A 20,378-nucleotide genomic window follows, 5' to 3' on the forward strand; every position below is an offset into this window, starting at 1 on the left:
AGATGAGCATTTTAATTACAGGTGGTGCAGGCTATATAGGCAGTCACACAGTTCTTTATTTCCGTGATCAGGGTGAAGATGTTATTGTCTTAGACAATCTTGAGAAAGGTCATGAACAAGCTCTACTGGGGACAACTTTCTATAAAGGATCCATTCAGGATGAGGCACTGTTAAGTCAAATATTTAAAAAGCATACAATTGAGGCAGTTATTCATTTTGCTGCTTCCTCATTAGTCGGAGAAAGTGTTGCAAAGCCATTAGATTATTATGAAAATAATGTTTTAGGGACTCAGAAGCTCGTAAAGCAAATGATTAATCATGATGTGAAACAAATTGTGTTTTCGTCTACAGCTGCAACATACGGAGAACCAAAAAATATACCGATTCAAGAAACGGATCCGACAAATCCTACTAGTCCATATGGGGAAACGAAACTTGCAATCGAAAAATTATTTCAATGGTGTGATGAGGCATATGGTCTGAAATCAATCTGTTTACGTTACTTTAATGCAGCCGGTGCAGACCCACAAGGACGGATCGGTGAAGATCATACACCAGAATCTCATCTTATCCCAATAGTCTTACAAGTAGCTCTTGGTCAACGAAAAAATGTACAAATCTTTGGTGATGACTATCAGACAAAGGACGGGAGTTGTGTACGTGATTATATTCATGTGATTGACCTAGCTGCCGCTCATTTTTTAGCATTACAAAAATTGCGTCAAGATCCTAAAACGGCTATCTACAACTTAGGAAACGGCAAAGGGTTTACTGTAAAAGAAGTTATTGAAACGTGTAGAGTTGTTACTAGTCATCCTATTCCAACAGTTGTATCAGATAGAAGAGCTGGAGACCCAGCGACACTTATTGCATCTGCGGAGTTAGCCGCAAGTGAATTAGGGTGGAAACCTAATTATCCTGAATTAGAGACGATCGTTCAACATGCTTGGAAATGGCATGAATCTAATCCTACTGGATACAACAAAAAATAAGTCAAAATCATCCATACAAACGGGGTCTAACTGAAAGGGTGTCAAACATGAGTGTAAACATTCATGAACAAATTGAACGTCTTCTACAGTATGGTCTACAAAAAGATCTCATTGCCAAATGGGACATTGATTATTGCCGTAACCAGCTGATTCAAACACTTAATCTAACAGAAGCTGAGCCTGTAGAAATCAAGAAAGAACAACTTGATTCACCAGTTACAATTTTGGCGGAGATGATCACATGGGCTGTGAATACTAAGCTAATTCAAGAAAATACTGTTACTTATCAAGATCTCTTTGATACTCAAATAATGGGATGCTTAACAGCAAGGCCATCAGAAGTTATTAGCACTTTCTATGATAGTTATCAGAATACTAGTCCAGAAGCTGCGACAAAGGCCTTTTATGCTTTTTCTAAAGACGTTCATTATATTCGCACGGACAGAATCGCTAAAAATGAACATTGGTTCTCTTCAACTGAATATGGAGACTTAGAAATTACGGTAAATCTTTCTAAACCTGAAAAAGACCCAAAAGCTATCGCTGCAGCAAAAGAATTTGCGTCAAGTTCTTATCCTACATGTTTATTATGTAAAGAAAATGTAGGGTTTGCTGGGAGAGTCAATCATCCTGCTAGGCAAAATTTAAGAATCATACCTATGACTTTAATGCAAGAACAATGGTTTCTTCAGTTCTCTCCTTATGTTTACTACAATGAACATGCAATCGTATTTAAGGGAGAACATGAACCGATGCAAATATCTAAAAAGACGTTTGCGAGATTGCTTGAATTTGTTGAGCAGTTTCCGCATTATTTTCTCGGATCGAATGCAGATCTGCCAATCGTAGGTGGTTCTATCTTAACACATGATCATTTTCAAGGGGGAAGTCATGATTTCCCAATGGCGAAAGCAAGAGTGGAGCAGGCTTTTCCATTGAATAAATTTCCTGGAATTAAAGCTGGTATCGTCAAATGGCCCATGTCTGTTATTCGTTTGCAAGGTGAATCAAGAGAACAACTCGTTAAGGCAGCAGATTATATTCTGCACAGTTGGAAGAAATACGAAGATCGTTCTGCGGAAATTCATGCTTTTACAGGCGAAGAACCTCATAATACAATTACTCCGATTGCAAGACGTCGAGGTGGATTATTTGAAATTGATTTAGTCTTAAGAAATAATCGAACAACTGCCGAGCATCCAGATGGACTATTTCATCCTCATGCACAAGTTCACCATATCAAAAAAGAGAATATTGGATTAATTGAAGTAATGGGCCTTGCTGTTTTACCTGGTCGACTAAAAGAGGAACTACAAGAGTTGGCTGAAGTGCTTCTTACTAATAACGTGGAGGAAGAGTTAAAAACGAGAAAGAACATTGTCAAACATTTTGAATGGGCACTTAACATAAAGGCCAAACATTCAAACATATCTAACGAAAATGTTCTATCCATTCTACAGGAAGAAGTTGGCTTCATTTTTGCGACCATCTTGGAGCATGCTGGAGTATTTAAACGAAATGAAGAAGGAATCAAAGCGTTTAATCGCTTTGTTCAGTCATTAAATTAATAGAGTAAAAAGAGAGTTATAACTATAATTGCTTATAGTATATAACTCTTTTTTGTGATTGATTCAGTTCATATAATTTGATAATAGATAGCATAAATAAAAAATAACAATAATAGCCATTAAACCAATAACTCCAGACCAAGTCCAATTTGGAATATCTTGGTTTCTTGATTTGTTTTTCATACTATCGCCCTCTTTGTCACAAGGTGTGCAAATCGTTCAAGAATGAACGATTTGCACATATATGAAGATGATAGGGCGCTCCTATCTCTTCTTTATTAATATGGCTAAGATGTTAATATTTATGTACATACAAGTTATTTGGAATATAGAGATTGTGATGAATATCACAGAAAAGAATGACAAAAATGAGTATTCTATAAATAGAAACAGAAAACCTGTTTCATTAAGGTGTAGGAGGAGATCTAGATGAGGTTTAACATTCGCGGTGAAAATCTACAAGTCACTGATGCACTCAAAGATTACATTATGAAAAAGGTTGAGAAGTTAGAAAGATACTTTGATGGTCCGATTACAACAGAAGTACAAGTGAAATTAAAAGTATACGATAAAAATACAAAAGTAGAAGTGACCATTCCATTAAAATCTTTATTACTCCGAGCTGAAGAACAAAATGAAAATATGTATGCTGCAATTGATTTAATTGTTGATAAATTAGAGCGTCAAGTTCGTAAATATAAAACAAAAGTAAATCGCAAACCCCGTCAAGTGAAAGCAGTTAAAAGGGATATGTCAAACGTTCTCTTAATGGAGCCTGAGGTAGAGTCCTTCCAAGATGAAGAAGAAGTAGATCATATTGTTAGAACCAAGAGATTTAATTTAAAACCAATGGATGCAGAAGAGGCTATTTTACAAATGAACTTACTAGGTCATCAATTCTTTATTTTTACAGACGCTGAAACAACGTCAACCAACATTGTGTATCAACGTGCTGATGGAAAATATGGATTAATTGAAACGAATTGAATCGAAGCTACTAGAAAAAAGCGTTACCATTTATTTGGTAACGCTTTTGGTCTTAAACTACTCTTTTAGCGACTAATAAACATTTGGGTCCAATAATGACCAGTCTGCTGATAACCTACTCCAATATGGGTATATTCAGCATTTAAAATATTGGCGCGATGCCCCTCACTATTCATCCAAGCTTGAACGACCTCTTGGGGTGAGCGTTGTCCTTGGGCAATGTTTTCTCCGGCAGAGTTATAGGAAACGTTAAAGTCACGCATCATGTCAAATGGTGAACCATAAGTCGGGCTAGTATGGGAAAAATAATTATTTTGTTGCATATCATTTGATTTTTCTCTTGCTACGTGACTTAAAGAAGCATCAGCTTGTAAATCAGGCAAACCATTGTTTCTTCTTTCAACATTCGTTAATTCAATGACTTGTGATTCAAGGTCTGTGATCCCCTGAGTTGGTTGTTGTTCTGTTTCTGTTCTAGCTTCTTCTTGTGGTGTTTCAGTTTGCTGTTCTGGTGCCGTTTGCCTAGGTGGCTCGGCAACCTCAGGTTGTTGTTGCTGAGGAGTTTCTGCTCTAGGTGCCCCTTGACCTGGTTGTTGTGTTGGAGTGCCAGCTCTAAGTTTCTGCGCAATCTCCTCAGGCGTTAATTGGGTTACACCTTCAGGTAATAGTCTTGAAATTTCTTCTGGAGAAAATTGTTCAATACCTCTAGGTAAATGATTAACAATTTCAGGTGGAAGCAATCGTTCAATTTCATTACGTGTTAGCTGAGCTGATTGCACAACTTCAAAATCATACTTGGCATGTTGAACTTGAATAGGTTTAGTATGTGGAAATTCTTCACTCGATACTGCAGTGTAATCACTAGAGATTTGTCCTTCCCCAACATTCATACCTTCCATTGCATTATCATTGTTACAACCAGTTATAAACAATATAACTAAACTCAAGGTAAAAAACAGGATTTGCTTTTTTGACATTGTCATGCTCCTTTATAAAGATTTATTTTTTTTTATTATTTTCTTTTTTACAATAAAAATTCACAGAAGAGATTAGAAAGGTCATGCACTTGTTTCGGTAGAAATGAATAAAGTTGTATAGGTATAAAACGAGTTAAAGGAGCTGAGTACGTGCAAATTCATGTTGTAGAACAAGGGGAATCGTTATGGAATATTGCTCAGACATATGGGATTTCATCTCAAGCTATTGTTGAAGCTAATCAACTTCCTAATCCAGATCGTTTAGTGGTCGGGCAAGCAATTGTTATACCAATTACAGGTAGATTTCACTGGGTGGAAGCAGGTGAGAATCTAAAAACATTAAGTGAACGTTACCAGTTATCACAACAAAGTATTTTGAATGCAAATAACTTACGAAATATAAATACTTTACCTGCAGGCTACAAGGTCTACATTCCTAATGCAAATAGACAGAAACCTGCTGTAGATGTTGGAGCTTATGTAGATTTAGGGATTACTGGGGCTGAATCACCTCAATACGTTGATCAAGTTGGAGAATTCCTTACGTATGTTCAAATTTTCAGTTACGAATTAAATGCAGATGGTTCGCTTACTCCCATAAATGAAGAAGCAATCATAAACGCTGCTTACAATAATCAAGTCGTACCTCTAATGGTCATTGCCAATTTAGAAGAAGGAGCTTTTAATACAGAGCTAGTCACTACGGTGCTTCAAAACGAGCAGTTACAAAATCGACTTCTAGATGAAGCGATTGCTATCATGGAGGAGAAAGGATATCTTGGGTTAGATTTTGACTTGGAGTATTTAGGAGCAGAGAATCGCGAGCAGTACAATCAGCTGATGAGAAAAGCGAGAATACGGTTAGATGAGCGCGGCTATTTTTTATCTAGTGCACTTGCACCAATTGTCGAGCCAGGAATGACGGGAGTTTTATATGAAGGTCATGACTATGCAACTCATGGTGAAATTGCTGATTTTGTTTTCTTGATGACATATGAATGGGGCTGGACGGGTGGTCCGCCAATGGCTGTATCGCCAATAAATCAAGTGCGAAGAGTAATTGAATATGCTGCTTCTGTTATGCCAAATGATAAGATTATGATGGGAATAGGATTATATGGTTATGATTGGACTTTGCCCTTTGTTGCAGGAGAAACAAGAGCGAGGGCAATTGATCATCAGGAAGCTATTCGCTTAGCCGTAACTTACAATGCAATTATCGAGTATGATGAAGCTGCTCAGTCTCCTCATTTCAATTACATTGATGAAGATGGGTTAGAACATGAAGTCTGGTTTGAAGACGCTAGAAGTATTCAAGCGAAATTTGATCTCGTAAAAGAATTAGGTTTAAGAGGATTCTATTATTGGGTGTTAGGGTGGATTTTCCACAAAACTGGTTATTAATAGATGCTAATTTTGAAGTTAATAAACGAGTGTAACGAAAACATTTTTTTATAAGGAAGTATTAACACCTTAGATAACAGGAGCCATTTTATGTATGTGTTCTTATTATTTAGGGTGTTAAAATTATCACTAACCAATCGAAAGTTCTTACACTGATTATTGTTAACTTATTAATTTTTAAGGTTTACGCAATTGGGTAAATATTGTAAACTGAAAATATTAAATAGTTAACAAAAATTGAAGTGGGGGAATAGTGATGAATCGTTGGATGGAGATTGCGGACCGAGCTTTAAATGGAGAAGAATTAACAGATAAAGAGGCATTATCAATTTTAACTTGTCCGGATGATGAGATATTGGTATTAATGCATTCTGCTTTTCAAGTTCGAAAACACTATTACGGTCGTAAAGTGAAGCTAAATATGATAATGAATGCCAAGTCAGGTTTTTGCCCAGAAAACTGTGGTTATTGCTCACAATCCTCTATTTCTGATGCACCTATTGACTCTTACCGTTTTGTTAGTAAAGAAACCATTTTAGCTGGGGCCAAACGGGCAAGTGAGTTAAATGTCGGAACCTACTGTATTGTGGCTAGTGGAAGAGGCCCTACTAATAAAGAGATTAGTCATGTGGTAGACGCAGTAAAAGAAATTAAAAGTACATATGGATTAAAAATCTGTGCTTGTCTTGGTTTGTTAAAACCCGAACAAGCCTCTCGTTTGAAAGAAGCAGGTGTCGATCGTTACAATCACAATGTAAATACTTCTGAAACACATCATGATTCTATTACAACTTCTCATAGTTACACAGACAGAGTGAATACAGTGGAGACGGTGAAAGCATCAGGAATTTCTCCTTGTTCAGGTGTTATTGTTGGAATGAAAGAGACAAAAGAAGATGTCATCAGTATGGCCAGGCAATTAAAGCTTCTCGATGCTGATTCAATCCCAGTCAATTTTCTTCATGCTATTGATGGTACTCCGTTAGAGGGCGTCAATGAATTGACACCTATGTACTGTTTAAAAGTATTGGCATTGTTCCGTTTTATAAATCCATCAAAAGAAATTAGAATTTCTGGAGGACGCGAAGTAAACTTAAGGTCTTTACAACCTTTAGGCCTTTATGCAGCCAATTCAATTTTTGTAGGTGATTATTTAACAACTGCAGGACAAGCAGAGACGATGGATCATAGGATGTTGATGGACCTTGGTTTTGAAGTGGAGACGGTAGAAGAAATGAAGGAGTCATTGAAGAATCCCTGTTAATACGAGTAAACTGCCAAACAAAGAGGTATCTCAAGGTTTGAAGCCGGATGAGATACCTCCTTTCTTTATGCTATTTTGTTTCATTTGAGAATTGAGCAAGGAAAAATCCAAACTCATTCAAATTAAGGGTAGTTGATAAGGTCTCTTTTTGGTTTTTCCACAAATTGAGAGCAACTCTATTTCGGTACTCTTCAGGTAAAAGAAATTCTTTTTCAAAATTGTTATGGTTAATTAAAACAATAATCTCGCCATTTCTGTCTTTTTTTCTGTAGAAAATAACATTTTCATCGTCTGGAGTTTCGAGAAAAAGAAAATTCTCGTTAGTCCGTAATAAATTATGCTGTTTTCGTAAAGCAATTAGTTTAGTTGTAAAAGAAAACATATTTGAATCCTGCTTAGATTCATCCCAAATCATACACTCTCGACAACCTGGATCTTGTTCACCAGTCATAGAAATTTCGTCTCCATAATAAATACACGGTGTGCCAGCCATTGTAAATTGAACGAGCATCTGCAATTTCACTTTGGCTTTGTTATTTTGACTTAAAGTGAGAATTCTTGGAGTGTCATGACTACCAAGTAAGTTAAACTGAACTTCATTAACTGTTTCAGGGTAAAGATTGACTATAGATGTTACGGAATGTATAAATTCAGTAGTAGTGATTTCATTTTTAGCAAAATACGCTGTAATAGCATTCGTTAAAGGGTAATTCATTACGGCATCAAATTGATCCCCATTAAGCCATGGCATCGAATCGTGCCAGATTTCTCCAAGTATATAAACATCAGGTTTAATTTTTTTTACGACAGACCTGAATTCACGCCAAAAATGATGATCTACTTCATTGGCGACATCTAATCGCCATCCGTCTATATCAAATTCTTCAATCCAATACTTAGCAACATTTAATAAATAGGTTTTAACATCTCTATTCTCAGTATTTAATTTTGGCATAGAAGGAACATAGGAAAAGGTATCATAGGAAGCTGGTTCTATAGTACTTACAGGGAAATTGTGTATATGAAACCAGTCTTTATAAGCAGATTTTTCATTTTTTTCAATCACGTCTTGAAATGGTGGGAAGTAGAAGCCGCTATGATTAAAAACAGCGTCTAGCATCACTTTAATTCCTCGTTCGTGACACATTTCGATGAGCTTTTTAAAAGTGGCTTTATCCCCGAATTGTGGGTCAATTTCCATATAGTCGATCGTATCGTACTTATGATTAGAGTATGCTTTAAAGATAGGAGTAAAATATAATCCTGTAATTCCTAGTTCAACTAAATAATCGAGATGATTGATGATCCCTTGAAAATCCCCACCAAAAAAATTGGAGGGAGTAGGTGGGGCGCTTCCCCAAGCTAAAGTTCCTTTTGGATCAATGGAGTCATCTCCATTTGCGAAACGTTCTGGGAAAATTTGATACCAGACTGTATTATTGACCCAGTTCGGTGGAGTAAAAACGTCAACGGCATTTAAAAAAGGAAAACAGAAATAAGAGCCGACATCAGTTGGCGTTTTTAAGAAAAATCCTTTCTCAGTGAAATATAGTATTTCTGTCTCACTTTCAAGTTGAAAACCATAACGCAGTCTACGATTTTTTGGGGTAATGGTAACTAACCAATAGTCAAAGAGCTGATCACTTCCATTAAAAACCATATGTTCTCGTTCGAAGATCCAGCTTTTACGTTTTGAATCATAGTCATAAGGATCTCCATATAACAAAGTGACCTTAATCATGTCACTTTTTTTTGTTTTGAGACGAATTTGAATTTCTCTTTCGTTAATGGCATAAGCATATTCATTTTTTGGTCGGTGATAGACAGCTTCTTTTAACATGTAAAAACTCCTTTATTCTATTTAGTTCTTGATTTTTTTGACCTGTTGTCAATCAAGATACTTTTTTTGAAGTACAGTGTCAAGCGTTTGCACAAAAAGTTGCTTTCTAGATGGAGTAGATTGGAAGATAAGTATCGTTCATAAAAAAATAAAAAAAATTAAAAAAGGTATTGTCAATAACGGAAAGGGCACGTATAATAAAACTCAACTGGTGCAACCGTTTTCACATTATAGCAAACGGATGCTTTTTTTAAAAGCATCAATGCAAACGATTGCGCCATTTGTGCAAGGTTGGTTAATTGATGACTGTTCTTTATTAAAGAGCAACTTTGAATACTGATTTTGCACGTAGAAGATAAATTATTTAGGGGGTAAGAGAAAATGTTTAAGAAAACCAAATTAATCACATTGTCACTGTCATTATCATTAGTTCTCGCTGCATGTGGAGGGGCAACTGAGGAAGAGGCTGCACCTGAAGAAACAGTTGATGAAGGAACTAGTGAAGAGATTGTTGATTTTGAAATCGTACCTGAAGAGGGTGCTGAGTTACTTTTATGGAGTGATGGTGATCAGCAACTAGAATGGGCACAGTTAATGGCCGAGAAATTCGAAGCTGAATATGGTGTTCCGGTTCAAGTAGAGGAAGTAAACCAAGAAGAAGCACCTGAGCGTTTAGCAACTGATGGTCCACAAGGTTTAGCTGGTGACGTTTTTGCTTCTACTCATGATCGTATTGGTCGTGCTATTTCCGCAGGGTTAGTTCTTGAGAACTTCTTCCCTGAAGAATATGAAGCTGAATTCATGGATGCTGCCATTACAGCAACTTCATTTGATGGAGAGCTTTTTGGTTACCCAAGTGGAATTGAAACATATGCGCTATATTATAACGCAGATTTAGTAGAGCAAGCTCCTGAAACAATGGAAGAATTATTTGAAGTAGCGAACGAATTAACTGAAGGAAACCAGTATGGTTTTATGATGGAGCCAGCTAATCTATACTTCATCTACGGGTTCCTAGGTGGATATGGTGCTTACGTATTTGGTGATGAAGGAACAAATCCTACTGAAATTGGATTAAATAATGAAGGCGCCGTACAAGGGATGGAAAATGTATTTAATCGTCTTCGTGATGAAATAACACCTGGCATGGCAGCTGAAGACATTACTTACGATGTAAGAACAGCTTTGTTTGAAGAAGGTAATCTAGCGTTTGATATTAATGGTCCTTGGGCTGTACGTGGTTATGAAGATGCAGGAGTGAACTTTGAAGTAGCGCCACTACCATTACTAGGTAATGGAGAAAATCCAACTAGTTTCTCTGGAACACGTGGTTTTTATGTTAATGCTTATACGGAATATCCAGATGCTGCGTCTCTATTAGCTCAATTTATTACGAACGAAGAGAATTTACTGCTTTCGTATGAAATTACTGGTGCATTACCTCCACGTCTAGCGTTAGTTGAGCATGAAGATATTCAAAGTAATCCAATTTCTGTTGTTTCTTAGAGCAAGCAACTCACGCTGTTCCAATGCCAAATATTCCTGAAATGCCACTTGTATGGGATCCTATGCATGCAGCATTCACAGAGATTTGGAATCAAAAAGTTGATGTTCAGGAAGCTTTAGATCGTGCAGTGAGTACGATTGAAACGGCTATCGCAGAACAACAACAATAGTTACAGCGATTAATACATGATAAAAAATCAGCGAGTGTGGTTTATAGGAATTATCCCCCTAAACCCACTTGCTGATTATCTAATTTCATTGAATTTATGTTCTGAAGGGGGAAATTATTGTGTCAACAAATAAGGAAGTTCAAATGTCCCATAAAGACAAAAGCCATAGCAAAATAGCAGCGTTGCTGTCTGTTTTCTTTATGGGACTTGGTCAATTTTATAATAAGCAATATTGGAAAGGTATCGTTTGGGTGGCGTTTGAAATCGTCGTGTTAATCTTTTTCGTTAAACCAATCGCAAATGGTTTATATGGATTAATCACACTTGGAGAAACGCCTCAAGTAAGGCAACGAGGACGCATTATTGAACAAGGAGACCATTCCATTTTATTAATGGCTGAAGGTTTAATGATGCTTATTGTTTTACTAGCTGTATTAGGGATCTGGTATTTTAGCATTCGTGACGCCTATTTGATTGGTAAATTACGTGAGCAAGGTGAGAGAATTCCTAATTTTAAAGAATCATTCCGTAACATTTGGGATAATGGGTATGCTTATATTTTAATTACTCCAACCGCTATCGCGATGTTACTATTAACCGTTTTTCCGCTTGTGTTTACAGCTTTAATTGCTTTTACAAACTTTTCTTCACCTAACTACTTACCTCCGAGAGCATTAGTAGACTGGGTTGGTTTTGAACAGTTCTTTCGATTATTTACGATGGAGTCTTGGAGAGGGACGTTTTTAGGTGTGTTCTCTTGGACGATCATTTGGGCAGTTTTATCAACATTAATTGTAGTATTTGCTGGATTATTTGTCGCAGTTGTTTTATCGCAAAAAGTAGTGAAGTATACGAAGTTTTGGAGAAATATATACATTATTCCTTGGGCTGTACCTGGTTTTGTTAGTATCTTGATCTTTAGGAATATGTACAATGGCCAGTTTGGAGTTATTAACGAAATGTTACGAACAGTTGGTTTGAATCCGATTCCGTGGCTTTCAGATCCGACTTGGGCAAAAGTAGCTGTATTACTAACTAATCTATGGTTAGGATTTCCGTTCTGGATGGCGCTATTTACAGCAGTTCTTACAACGATTAGTAAAGAGTTATATGAAGCTGCTGAAGTTGATGGGGCGACAATTGTTCAACAGTTTCGCAAAATTACCTTCCCAATTGTAATGGTAGCGGCAGTACCGCTAATGGTTTTTACCTTCGCATTTAACTTTAACCAGTTAACTTTTATTTACTTAATGACTGAAGGTGGACCGACGAACGCCAATTATAATTATGCAGGTCATACAGATATCCTTTTATCATGGATCTTTAAGATGACGCTCGATAACGGGCAATATGCCATTGCATCTGCTGTTGCTTTAGTGGTGTTCCTTGTAATTGCTGGGTTTGCGTATTTCAATTTACGCAATACCAAAGCCTTGAAAGGGGATGCGTAATATGTTTAGTACGAAAGTGAAAAGAACAATAAATTACATCATTGTATATACGATACTAGTTGCACTTGCGATTATTTGTTTGTTTCCTGTTTACTTTATCTTTATTGGATCAGTGAACCCAGGTTCTTCACTGCATTCGTCTCAAATCTTCCCAAGCCCTGCAGATTGGAATTGGGGTCATTACAAAGCATTATTCGAAAAACATGATTATGTAACTTGGTATAAAAATACGATGTTCATTGCTGTTTCCAATATGGCTATTTCAACTGTATTTGGAGTATTATCAGGTTATGCATTTTCGAAGTTTAGATTTAAAGGTAAGAAACAAGGGTTAATGGCGATTATTATCTTACAGATGTTCCCGACTATTATGGGAATGATCGCTATTTATACGTTACTTGGTGCTTTTAATCTATTGGATACGCATCTTGGTTATATTTTAGTTTTAGCTGCTGGAAGTGTAGCGTTTAATACTTGGATCGTAAAAGGATTCTTTGATGGGATTCCAAATAGTTTAATGGAAGCGGCTAGGATAGACGGTGCTTCCAATACAGATATTTTTGTCAGAGTCATGCTTCCTTTAGCGATGCCAATTATTGCCTTTATTGCGTTTAATAGTTTTGTTGGAGCTAGTATGGATTTTATTATGGCTGAAGTTATTTTAAGATCTAGCAGTAACTGGACGTTAGCGCAAGGTTTATTTACATTAGTTTCAGGTCAGGCGAATAACAATTTCACTGTCTTCGCAGCCGGAGCTGTGTTAATTTCGATTCCATTAATGGTGTTGTTCTTTGTATTCCAACGCTATATTGTGGAAGGACTAACTGCAGGAGCTGAAAAGGCTAAGTTTTATAGAATAGGTGGTATAATTGTTTAAGAAATTTAAAATCATATCTATCATTATTATGCTGCTTGGAATAGGTTTGTTTTTATATTCAGCGCTATTACTCTGGGTTGTAATGGCTTCATAAAATAACGTTTAGGGTGACGGTTAAGGTAAAAATAGCCTTACGTCACCCTTTCTTATTGAAAATAGATTGTTTATTAAGAATGTAAACGCTAAAATAGATATTAGAGGTAGGAGGTGATACCGATGGCGGTCACTATTAAAGATGTCGCTAAACGGGCAAATGTTGCTCCGTCGACGGTATCTCGAGTTATTGCGAATAGTTCTCGTATAAGTGAAAAAACAAAAGAGCGTGTTAGAAAAGCAATGGAAGAGTTAGGGTATCATCCAAACTTCAATGCTAGAAGCTTAGCAAATAAAAGCACGAAAACATTAGGGATTGTAATGCCTAATTCTGCAAAAATAGCCTTTCAAAACCCGTTCTTTCCAGAAGTTATACGAGGAATTAGTATGAAAGCATATCAAGAGGGATACGGTCTTTATTTATCAACAGGGCAAACGGAAGAAGAAATACTAGAAGAAGTTAAACATATGGTCTATGGTGGACGAGTTGATGGGATTTTGCTCTTGTATTCAAGAGTGAACGATCAGGTCATGCCATTTTTAATTGAGCAGAAATTTCCATTTGTTTTAATTGGGAGACCCCATAATATAGATGAAGAACAAGTTACTTTTGTCAATAATGATAACTTTAAAGCGGCAAAAACAGTAACTGAATACTTAATGCTCCTTGGTCATGAAAGAATTGGGTTCATAGGTGGAAATCTAGATTTTGTTGTTACGATCGACCATATGAAAGGGTATGAAAAAGCTTTAAGTAATGCAAACATTCCTGTTCGACAGGAATATATTGTTCATCACGAAGAACTTCTAGAAGGCGGGCAAGATGCTGTTATAGAATTAATGTCGCTCGGTGAAAGACCAACGGCTTTAATTGTTGCGGACGATATCATGACTTTTGGCGTTTTGAAAATGCTTGCAGATATGAACGTGCAAGTACCTAAAGATATGTCGATTGTTAGTTTTAATAATGTGATGATTTCAGAACTTTCTTCACCAACTATGACAACTGTCGATATCCACATTTATGAACTAGGCTTTGAGGCTACTAATTGTTTAATAAATAAAATTAAGTTACCTGAATTAGGAGAGCAACAAGTGATTGTGCCACATAAATTAGTGAAACGTGAATCTTGTAAATAAGGGTTATTCCAGAGGTCAAAATAGACCTTTTGGGGTATCCCTTTTTCTTCGTTTAAACTACTTTTGTATAAATGCAAATGTTTGTTCATAAAGAACTTATAGGATATAAAAATAAAAGTAAAAACAATTAAAAAACCTTAATGCAAACGATTGCGCAATTTGTTGGTATGTGGTATTTTAATGTTATAGAAGAGGGGGAGAGGAATATGCAAAAAAAATGGTGGAAAGAAGCCGTAGCTTATCAAATATATCCGCGCAGCTTTATGGACTCTAATGGAGACGGTATTGGTGATATTCAAGGGATCATTACAAAATTAGATTATTTGAAAAATCTAGGGATTGATGTTATTTGGATTTGTCCCATTTTTAGTTCGCCTAATGATGATAACGGTTACGACATTAGCGACTATAAAGGAATAATGGAAGACTTCGGAACAATGGCCGATTTTGATGAACTTTTAAAAGAAGTACATGCTCGCAATATGAAATTAATCTTAGATTTAGTTATTAATCATACATCAGATGAGCATCCATGGTTCATAGAGTCACGTTCATCAATTGATAATCCTTATAGAGACTATTACATTTGGCACGAAGGAACTAAGGAACAAGAACCAAATAATTGGGAATCTATCTTTGGTGGTTCAGCATGGGAATTTGATGAGAATACACAAGAGTACTATATGCATGTGTTTTCACGTAAACAACCTGATTTAAATTGGGAAAATCCAGCAGTTCGAAAAGATTTATATGCGATGGTAAATTGGTGGCTAGATAAAGGGATTGATGGGTTTAGGGTTGATGCTATATCACATATTAAGAAAGCTCCTGGTTTCCCTGATTTACCTAATCCAAAGAACAAAAAATATGTTTCTTCATTAGACGGTCATATGAATCAAGAAGGAATACAAGTCTTTTTAAATGAATTAAAGAAAGAAACATTTGAAAAATACGATATTATGACTGTTGGAGAAGCGAACGGAGTGAAAGTAGAACAGGCCGAACAATGGGTGGGAGAAAGCGATGGCTGTTTTAATATGATTTTTCAATTCGAGCACTTAGATTTATGGGGAAAAAGTGTAGACGGTGGCTTGGATTTACCAGCTCTGAAGAAAACTCTTTCAAAATGGCAAAATGGGCTAGATGGATTGGGTTGGAATGCATTATTCTTAGAGAACCATGATCAACCACGTTCTGTTTCAACATGGGGAAATGATCAGGAATACCGTGTTCAATCAGCTAAAGCGTTAGCAACGATGTATTTCTTAATGCAAGGAACTCCCTTTATTTATCAAGGTCAAGAAATTGGAATGACAAATGTTCAATTTCATGCAATTGAGGATTATAATGATGTAGCAATCAAGAATCTTTACCGAAATGAAATTGAAAGCGGAACCGCTCATGAAGAAATAATGAAAGTAATTTGGAAAAACGGAAGAGATAATTCAAGAACTCCAATGCAATGGACTAGCGAAGAAAAAGCTGGATTCACAAACGGCTCTCCTTGGTTAAAAGTAAATCCCAACTTCAAAGAGATTAATGTAGAACAATCTCTAGAAGATTCACAGTCTATTTATCATTTTTATAAAGAGTTAATAAAACTAAGAAAAGAAAATGAAGCGTTAATCTATGGAACATATGAGCTAATTTTAGAAGGTCACAATCAAATTTATGCTTATACTAGAACATTAGGGAACGAGAAATTTATAATCCTCTCAAACCTCTTTGCAAAAAGCACAGATTGTGAGTTACCTCTTAAATTTAATAATTGCTCTGTAGAGTTATTATTAAGTAATATGAATGAACCATTAAATGACTCAGAGACTAAGTTTGAGTTAAAACCTTATGAAGCAAGAGTATATAGAGTTAAATAAAAATAGACACAATGAAAGAAACCGTTATAAGCAACGGTTTCTTTCTGTATAAAATGGTATTTTTGCACTTTGGTGTTTATTGGTTAGTGGGTGGTATATTTTTTTTTCCACTGAGTGTAGCGGAATGAAACGAACTTCTAGAAATCTGATAAAAAGATGAAAAGAATTATACGTAACAATGCTTCGAGTTTACTAAATATGATGCCTCTCTCTATTAATAATTAGGAAACGTACACAAACAGCTTTTTTCGAATTGAATTAATGGCCGTCTTAGTGTATCGTCTATAGTATACATATCCATTATAAAACGTTTAAAAGCTAGTTCATATATGAATGAATTGAGGAGGAGAATATGTCTGCATTAAGAACTCTTGTAGGTTTATGGAAAAATCATGAGGAAACAAAAGAAAAACCGAAGTTGCCCGAATTAAAAACGCGTTACTATAAAAAAAGTCGAGAAGTAATGATTGAACAAGTTAAAAAGATTGTCAATAACAATAAATTTCCGAATTGGAAAATATCAGAGATTGACGAAGAACGAGGTGAGGTCACATTAGTTAAACAAGGGATGGGTTCATCAATTATGGTTGTCACCATCTTTAAAATTAATCCTGTAAAATCAGCAATTGATATTTACTGCGCAAAACAGGGATCATTTGGTGATTTGGGAAGTAGTTACAAAGCTATTTTACAATTTTTTAAAGCGCTTCACACAGAGGTAACACCGGAAGATTAATATCTAAAAGCTGAAACGTTGCAGAACGCTACTCACCTTAAGAAGTCAAATACTTCTATAGAAGGAAGGTAGAATCTCTCATATTGTCTCGGGGTTATTCCAAACGGGTCCTATATAGACCTTTTGGGATAACGCCTTTTTATTAGAGGTCAATATATTGCACCTTTAAGTCAATATAGTAAGTATTTATTCTTTGCAATGAGCTTTATAATTAAAATATGAAAGCGATTACAATATTGAAGGCGGTGAAAAAAGGTGAGTGAAGTGGTTAAAGTACGTGGGGAAAAAAAAGAGGTCTACTTAGAAAGATCTACCACTAAAAACAAAATAAAATTCAAAAAAATATTAACGTACTTGGCCTTTGTAGGACCTGCACTTTTATTCTTTCTAGTCATACAAATAATCCCATTTGTAATGGGGATTTATTATTCTTTTACTTCATGGAATGGAATTAGTTCTACAACGGAATGGGTAGGATTTGCTAACTACGCACGGATATTTACTAATGATGATCGGTTTTTTGACTCTTTCTTGTTTACGACAAAATTTATGTTTGCGGCAGTAGTAATTAGTAATATTATTGGTTTCTCGTTTGCTCTTTTATTAAATTCTGCTCTGAAAACAAGAAACATGCTACGAACAGCCTTTTTTATTCCTAATGTAATTGGAGGGTTGTTGCTAGGGTTTATCTGGCAATTTATTTTTGTTAGGGGTTTTGCAGCAATTGGTGATTTAACGAACCTAGCTTTTTTTCAGCAACCTTGGTTAGGAGATGCCAAAACAGCTTTTTGGGGAATTGTCATCGTATTTGCATGGCAAATAAGTGGGTATATGATGGTCATTTATATAGCGGCTCTTCAAGGAGTAGATTCTTCTTTACTAGAAGCAGCCAAAATAGATGGAGCTAGCCCAGTAACGATACTAACAAAGATTATTATACCGTTAATACTTCCAGCTTTTACAATTTGTTTCTTTTTAACGATTTCGATGGCCTTTAAAATCTTTGATTTGAACTTATCGTTAACTGGAGGAGGTCCTTTTAATTCAACGCAGTCAGTAGCTATTAATATCTATCAAGAAGCTTTTACAAATAATAACTATGGACTAGGATCAGCTAAGTCAATTTTATTCTTTCTCGTTGTTGCCATTGTAACAACTGTCCAAGTCATGATTACGAAGAAAAGGGAGGTTGAGGCGTAATGAATAATAAATATACGAGTAAAACATTTATTCTAGAAGTCTTCGCGATTCTAATTGCGATCCTCTTTCTTATTCCTTTTTACTTTGTCATTGTGAATTCTTTAAAAGGGTTTTCAGAAATATTAATAGATGCTGCAGCTTTACCTAATGAATGGTTGTTTTCTAATTATCAAAAGGTATGGGAAATATTGAATTTTCCTAGAGCGTTTTGGAATTCACTCATTATCACCGTCGTGAGCAATGTGGGTCTTGTGATTATTAGTTCCATGGCGGCCTGGAAAATGGTAAGAACACCTGGTAAATTCAGCAAAATATTGTTCGTATTTTTTGTATCTGCAATGGTAATCCCATTTCAAACAGTTATGATTCCGCTCGTAAAACTAGGGGGAATGCTTGGTATTATGAATAGCCTTCCTGGCATTATCATCATGTACTTTGGATTTGGCGTTCCATTATCACTGTTTTTATTTCATGGTTTTGTAAAGACAGTACCTATTGAAGTGGAGGAATCAGCAAGGATAGATGGGTGTTCTCAATTTGGAGTATTCTGGAGAATTGTATTTCCACTTTTAAAACCTATAACTGTAACCGTTATCATTCTAAATACTCTTTGGATTTGGAATGACTATTTGTTACCACTACTTGTATTACAAGATCCAGCACTGCGAACGATTCCTTTAGCAACTAGTTCATTTTTCGCTCAGTATACAAAACAATGGGATATGGGACTTGCAGCTTTAGTGCTCGGTATTGCACCTGTTATTTTATTCTTCTTATTTTTGCAAAAGCACATCATTAAAGGGATTGCGTCAGGATCTATTAAATAAGTTAACAACTTTGTAGTTTCTTACTACAAAATTTTATAAAATAAAAATGGATTTAGAGGAGGGCAATTGCAGATGAAACGACTATTCTTTCTTTGCATTTCAATGTTAATGTTAGCTAGTATCATTGCTTGTTCATCTAGTGATACGGGAAGTTCAACCGAGGAACCAAATTCTGATGGTGAAACTCCAGTAGAGGTAAAGGAAGAGATTGTTACGTTAAATTTCTTTCAGTTTAAAGTCGAGATTGCTGATCAACTTCAAGAAATGTTAAAAGAGTTTGAAGCAGAACATCCCCATATTAGGGTAAAGCTTGAGACAGTTGGTGGAGGTGCAGACTATGGTGCAGCTCTAAAGGCAAAATTTGCTTCTGGGGAAAAGCCAGATATTTTTAATAATGGTGGATTTAACGAACTTGGTCTTTGGAAAGAACATTTAGCTGATCTTTCAAATGAACCTTGGGTTGAACATTTGTTACCAATTGGAAAAGTACCAATGACTGATGAAGATGGTAAGCTTTATGGCATGCCTGTAAATCTAGAAGGCTATGGATTTGTTTATAATAAAGATCTATTTGAGCAAGCTGGAATAAGTGAAGCTCCAGCAACCATGTCTGATTTACAAGAAGCTGTAGAAAAGTTAGAAGCAGCTGGAATTACAGCTTTTGCCGCAGGATATGGTGAATGGTGGGTCGTTGGACAACATTTATTAAACATTCCATTTGCCCAGCAAGATGATCCTGTTGCGTTTATTGAAGGATTAAACGATGGGACAGAAACATTTATCGGAAACAAACATTTTGAAGATTTCAAACAAGTTATTGACACAGAAATTAAATACGGTAACAACAATCCACTAACGACAGATTACAATACTCAAGTCACTTTATTTGCTTCTGGTGAAACGGCAATGCTTCAACAAGGTAACTGGACTGAAAATATGATCTATCAAATTAATCCAGAGATTAACATGGCTTTCCTACCTATTCCTTTAAACGATGAGGCTGAAGCGAATCGGATCCCTGTTGGTGTTCCGAATAACTGGGCTATTAATAAAAACTCTGAAAATCTTGAAGAGGCTAAACTACTACTAGATTGGATGGTTTCTTCAGAAACTGGTAAGCGTTACATGACGGAAGAATTTGCTTTTATCCCTGCTTTTGATAATATTGAGCCTGCTGGTTTGGGTGCATTAGGGGAGTCTATTTTAGAATATTCAGTAGAAGATAAAACAATCCCTTGGACTTGGTTTAGATGGCCAGATGGCGCCAATATGGATTTCGCAGCTGCCATTCAAGAGTATGTTGCAGGGCAAATTGAGTATGATGAAGTGTTAGAGAAGTTCCAAGCAACTTGGGATAATTTAAAGAAATAAGAAGTGCAAGTAAAGGGAAAACAATAACTTTAAGAAAACAGAAAACATATCTATACGTAGATATGTTTTCTGGCTTATACTTTCCTCATGGGGAACGCTAG

17 protein-coding genes are annotated in these 20,378 nt (G+C 35.9%); 15 read left to right on the top strand and 2 right to left on the bottom strand.

The annotated features are described in order from the left end of the window. Window positions 1-2: 2 nt before the first annotated feature. The 3 genes from galE to hpf all read left to right on the top strand — a co-directional run bounded on the left by galE (window position 3) and on the right by hpf (window position 3,547). Window positions 3-992, top strand: coding sequence for a UDP-glucose 4-epimerase GalE (gene galE / locus JCM9157_RS10675; RefSeq protein ID WP_035664592.1), 990 nt, complete (start codon window positions 3-5; stop codon window positions 990-992). 47 nt (window positions 993-1,039) lie between these two features. After that, the gene (gene galT / locus JCM9157_RS10680) at window positions 1,040-2,560 is read left to right on the top strand and encodes a UDP-glucose--hexose-1-phosphate uridylyltransferase (RefSeq protein WP_035664595.1); all 1,521 of its coding nucleotides are present in this window, start codon (window positions 1,040-1,042) and stop codon (window positions 2,558-2,560) included. A gap of 429 nt (window positions 2,561-2,989) precedes the next feature. Then, window positions 2,990-3,547, top strand: a complete 558-nt coding sequence (gene hpf / locus JCM9157_RS10685) for a ribosome hibernation-promoting factor, HPF/YfiA family (protein ID WP_035664598.1) — start codon at window positions 2,990-2,992, stop codon at window positions 3,545-3,547. 65 nt (window positions 3,548-3,612) lie between these two features. On the opposite strand, the gene JCM9157_RS10690 is transcribed toward hpf, so the two are convergent. After that, a complete protein-coding gene (locus JCM9157_RS10690; protein ID WP_035664600.1) occupies window positions 3,613-4,524 on the bottom strand; it encodes a CAP domain-containing protein in 912 nt (303 codons plus the stop codon). Between the two features lie 150 nt (window positions 4,525-4,674). Here JCM9157_RS10690 and JCM9157_RS10695 point away from each other — a divergent pair, with 150 nt between their 5' ends. Both JCM9157_RS10695 and bioB read left to right on the top strand, forming a co-directional pair. Then, complete coding sequence (locus tag JCM9157_RS10695) at window positions 4,675-5,928, top strand: glycosyl hydrolase family 18 protein (RefSeq protein WP_369384726.1); 1,254 nt, start codon at window positions 4,675-4,677, stop codon at window positions 5,926-5,928. 256 nt (window positions 5,929-6,184) lie between these two features. After that, complete coding sequence (gene bioB, locus JCM9157_RS10700; RefSeq protein WP_035664601.1) at window positions 6,185-7,192, top strand: biotin synthase BioB; 1,008 nt, start codon at window positions 6,185-6,187, stop codon at window positions 7,190-7,192. 70 nt (window positions 7,193-7,262) lie between these two features. Here bioB and JCM9157_RS10705 read toward each other — a convergent pair whose 3' ends face one another. After that, complete coding sequence (locus tag JCM9157_RS10705; RefSeq protein ID WP_035664602.1) at window positions 7,263-9,032, bottom strand: glycoside hydrolase family 13 protein; 1,770 nt, start codon at window positions 9,030-9,032, stop codon at window positions 7,263-7,265. Between the two features lie 381 nt (window positions 9,033-9,413). On the opposite strand from JCM9157_RS10705, the gene JCM9157_RS10710 reads away from it, so the two are divergent. From JCM9157_RS10710 to JCM9157_RS10750, 10 genes are all read left to right on the top strand, one after another. Beyond that, complete coding sequence (locus tag JCM9157_RS10710; RefSeq protein WP_052013087.1) at window positions 9,414-10,538, top strand: sugar ABC transporter substrate-binding protein; 1,125 nt, start codon at window positions 9,414-9,416, stop codon at window positions 10,536-10,538. Between the two features lie 23 nt (window positions 10,539-10,561). Further along, on the top strand, window positions 10,562-10,708 hold the full coding sequence (locus tag JCM9157_RS25300; protein ID WP_235714907.1) for a hypothetical protein: 147 nt from the start codon (window positions 10,562-10,564) through the stop codon (window positions 10,706-10,708). Between the two features lie 119 nt (window positions 10,709-10,827). Beyond that, complete coding sequence (locus tag JCM9157_RS10715; protein WP_235714914.1) at window positions 10,828-12,159, top strand: sugar ABC transporter permease; 1,332 nt, start codon at window positions 10,828-10,830, stop codon at window positions 12,157-12,159. Window position 12,160: 1 nt separating this feature from the next. Further along, on the top strand, window positions 12,161-13,036 hold the full coding sequence (locus JCM9157_RS10720) for a sugar ABC transporter permease (RefSeq protein ID WP_235714917.1): 876 nt from the start codon (window positions 12,161-12,163) through the stop codon (window positions 13,034-13,036). A gap of 216 nt (window positions 13,037-13,252) precedes the next feature. Next, window positions 13,253-14,269: a LacI family DNA-binding transcriptional regulator gene (locus tag JCM9157_RS10725; protein ID WP_035664604.1), complete on the top strand. Its 1,017-nt coding sequence runs from the start codon at window positions 13,253-13,255 to the stop codon at window positions 14,267-14,269. Between the two features lie 206 nt (window positions 14,270-14,475). Continuing rightward, window positions 14,476-16,143, top strand: a complete 1,668-nt coding sequence (locus tag JCM9157_RS10730) for a glycoside hydrolase family 13 protein (RefSeq protein WP_035664605.1) — start codon at window positions 14,476-14,478, stop codon at window positions 16,141-16,143. Window positions 16,144-16,495: 352 nt separating this feature from the next. Next, window positions 16,496-16,879, top strand: coding sequence for a hypothetical protein (locus JCM9157_RS10735; RefSeq protein ID WP_035664606.1), 384 nt, complete (start codon window positions 16,496-16,498; stop codon window positions 16,877-16,879). Window positions 16,880-17,206: 327 nt separating this feature from the next. Next, the gene (locus JCM9157_RS10740) at window positions 17,207-18,079 is read left to right on the top strand and encodes a carbohydrate ABC transporter permease (protein ID WP_035664678.1); all 873 of its coding nucleotides are present in this window, start codon (window positions 17,207-17,209) and stop codon (window positions 18,077-18,079) included. After that, a complete protein-coding gene (locus JCM9157_RS10745; RefSeq protein ID WP_035664607.1) occupies window positions 18,079-18,906 on the top strand; it encodes a carbohydrate ABC transporter permease in 828 nt (275 codons plus the stop codon). Before JCM9157_RS10740 ends, JCM9157_RS10745 begins: the two co-directional genes overlap by 1 nt. Before the next feature lie 72 nt (window positions 18,907-18,978). Then, window positions 18,979-20,277, top strand: coding sequence for an ABC transporter substrate-binding protein (locus JCM9157_RS10750; RefSeq protein ID WP_035664610.1), 1,299 nt, complete (start codon window positions 18,979-18,981; stop codon window positions 20,275-20,277). Window positions 20,278-20,378 lie beyond the last annotated feature (101 nt).

It is taken from the genome of Halalkalibacter akibai JCM 9157, assembly GCF_000513135.1.
Lineage (GTDB): Bacteria > Bacillota > Bacilli > Bacillales > Bacillaceae_D > Halalkalibacter > Halalkalibacter akibai.

What these genes read in the sequence shown, in the direction of transcription:
- galE (WP_035664592.1), top strand. Translation starts at nt 3, where the DNA reads ATGAGCATTTTAATTACAGGTGGTGCAGGCTATATAGGCAGTCACACA.
- galT (WP_035664595.1), top strand. Translation starts at nt 1,040, where the DNA reads ATGAGTGTAAACATTCATGAACAAATTGAACGTCTTCTACAGTATGGT.
- hpf (WP_035664598.1), top strand. Translation starts at nt 2,990, where the DNA reads ATGAGGTTTAACATTCGCGGTGAAAATCTACAAGTCACTGATGCACTC.
- JCM9157_RS10690 (WP_035664600.1), bottom strand. Translation starts at nt 4,524, where the DNA reads ATGTCAAAAAAGCAAATCCTGTTTTTTACCTTGAGTTTAGTTATATTG.
- bioB (WP_035664601.1), top strand. Translation starts at nt 6,185, where the DNA reads ATGAATCGTTGGATGGAGATTGCGGACCGAGCTTTAAATGGAGAAGAA.
- JCM9157_RS10705 (WP_035664602.1), bottom strand. Translation starts at nt 9,032, where the DNA reads ATGTTAAAAGAAGCTGTCTATCACCGACCAAAAAATGAATATGCTTAT.
- JCM9157_RS10710 (WP_052013087.1), top strand. Translation starts at nt 9,414, where the DNA reads ATGTTTAAGAAAACCAAATTAATCACATTGTCACTGTCATTATCATTA.
- JCM9157_RS25300 (WP_235714907.1), top strand. Translation starts at nt 10,562, where the DNA reads ATGCCAAATATTCCTGAAATGCCACTTGTATGGGATCCTATGCATGCA.
- JCM9157_RS10720 (WP_235714917.1), top strand. Translation starts at nt 12,161, where the DNA reads ATGTTTAGTACGAAAGTGAAAAGAACAATAAATTACATCATTGTATAT.
- JCM9157_RS10725 (WP_035664604.1), top strand. Translation starts at nt 13,253, where the DNA reads ATGGCGGTCACTATTAAAGATGTCGCTAAACGGGCAAATGTTGCTCCG.
- JCM9157_RS10730 (WP_035664605.1), top strand. Translation starts at nt 14,476, where the DNA reads ATGCAAAAAAAATGGTGGAAAGAAGCCGTAGCTTATCAAATATATCCG.
- JCM9157_RS10735 (WP_035664606.1), top strand. Translation starts at nt 16,496, where the DNA reads ATGTCTGCATTAAGAACTCTTGTAGGTTTATGGAAAAATCATGAGGAA.
- JCM9157_RS10745 (WP_035664607.1), top strand. Translation starts at nt 18,079, where the DNA reads ATGAATAATAAATATACGAGTAAAACATTTATTCTAGAAGTCTTCGCG.
- JCM9157_RS10750 (WP_035664610.1), top strand. Translation starts at nt 18,979, where the DNA reads ATGAAACGACTATTCTTTCTTTGCATTTCAATGTTAATGTTAGCTAGT.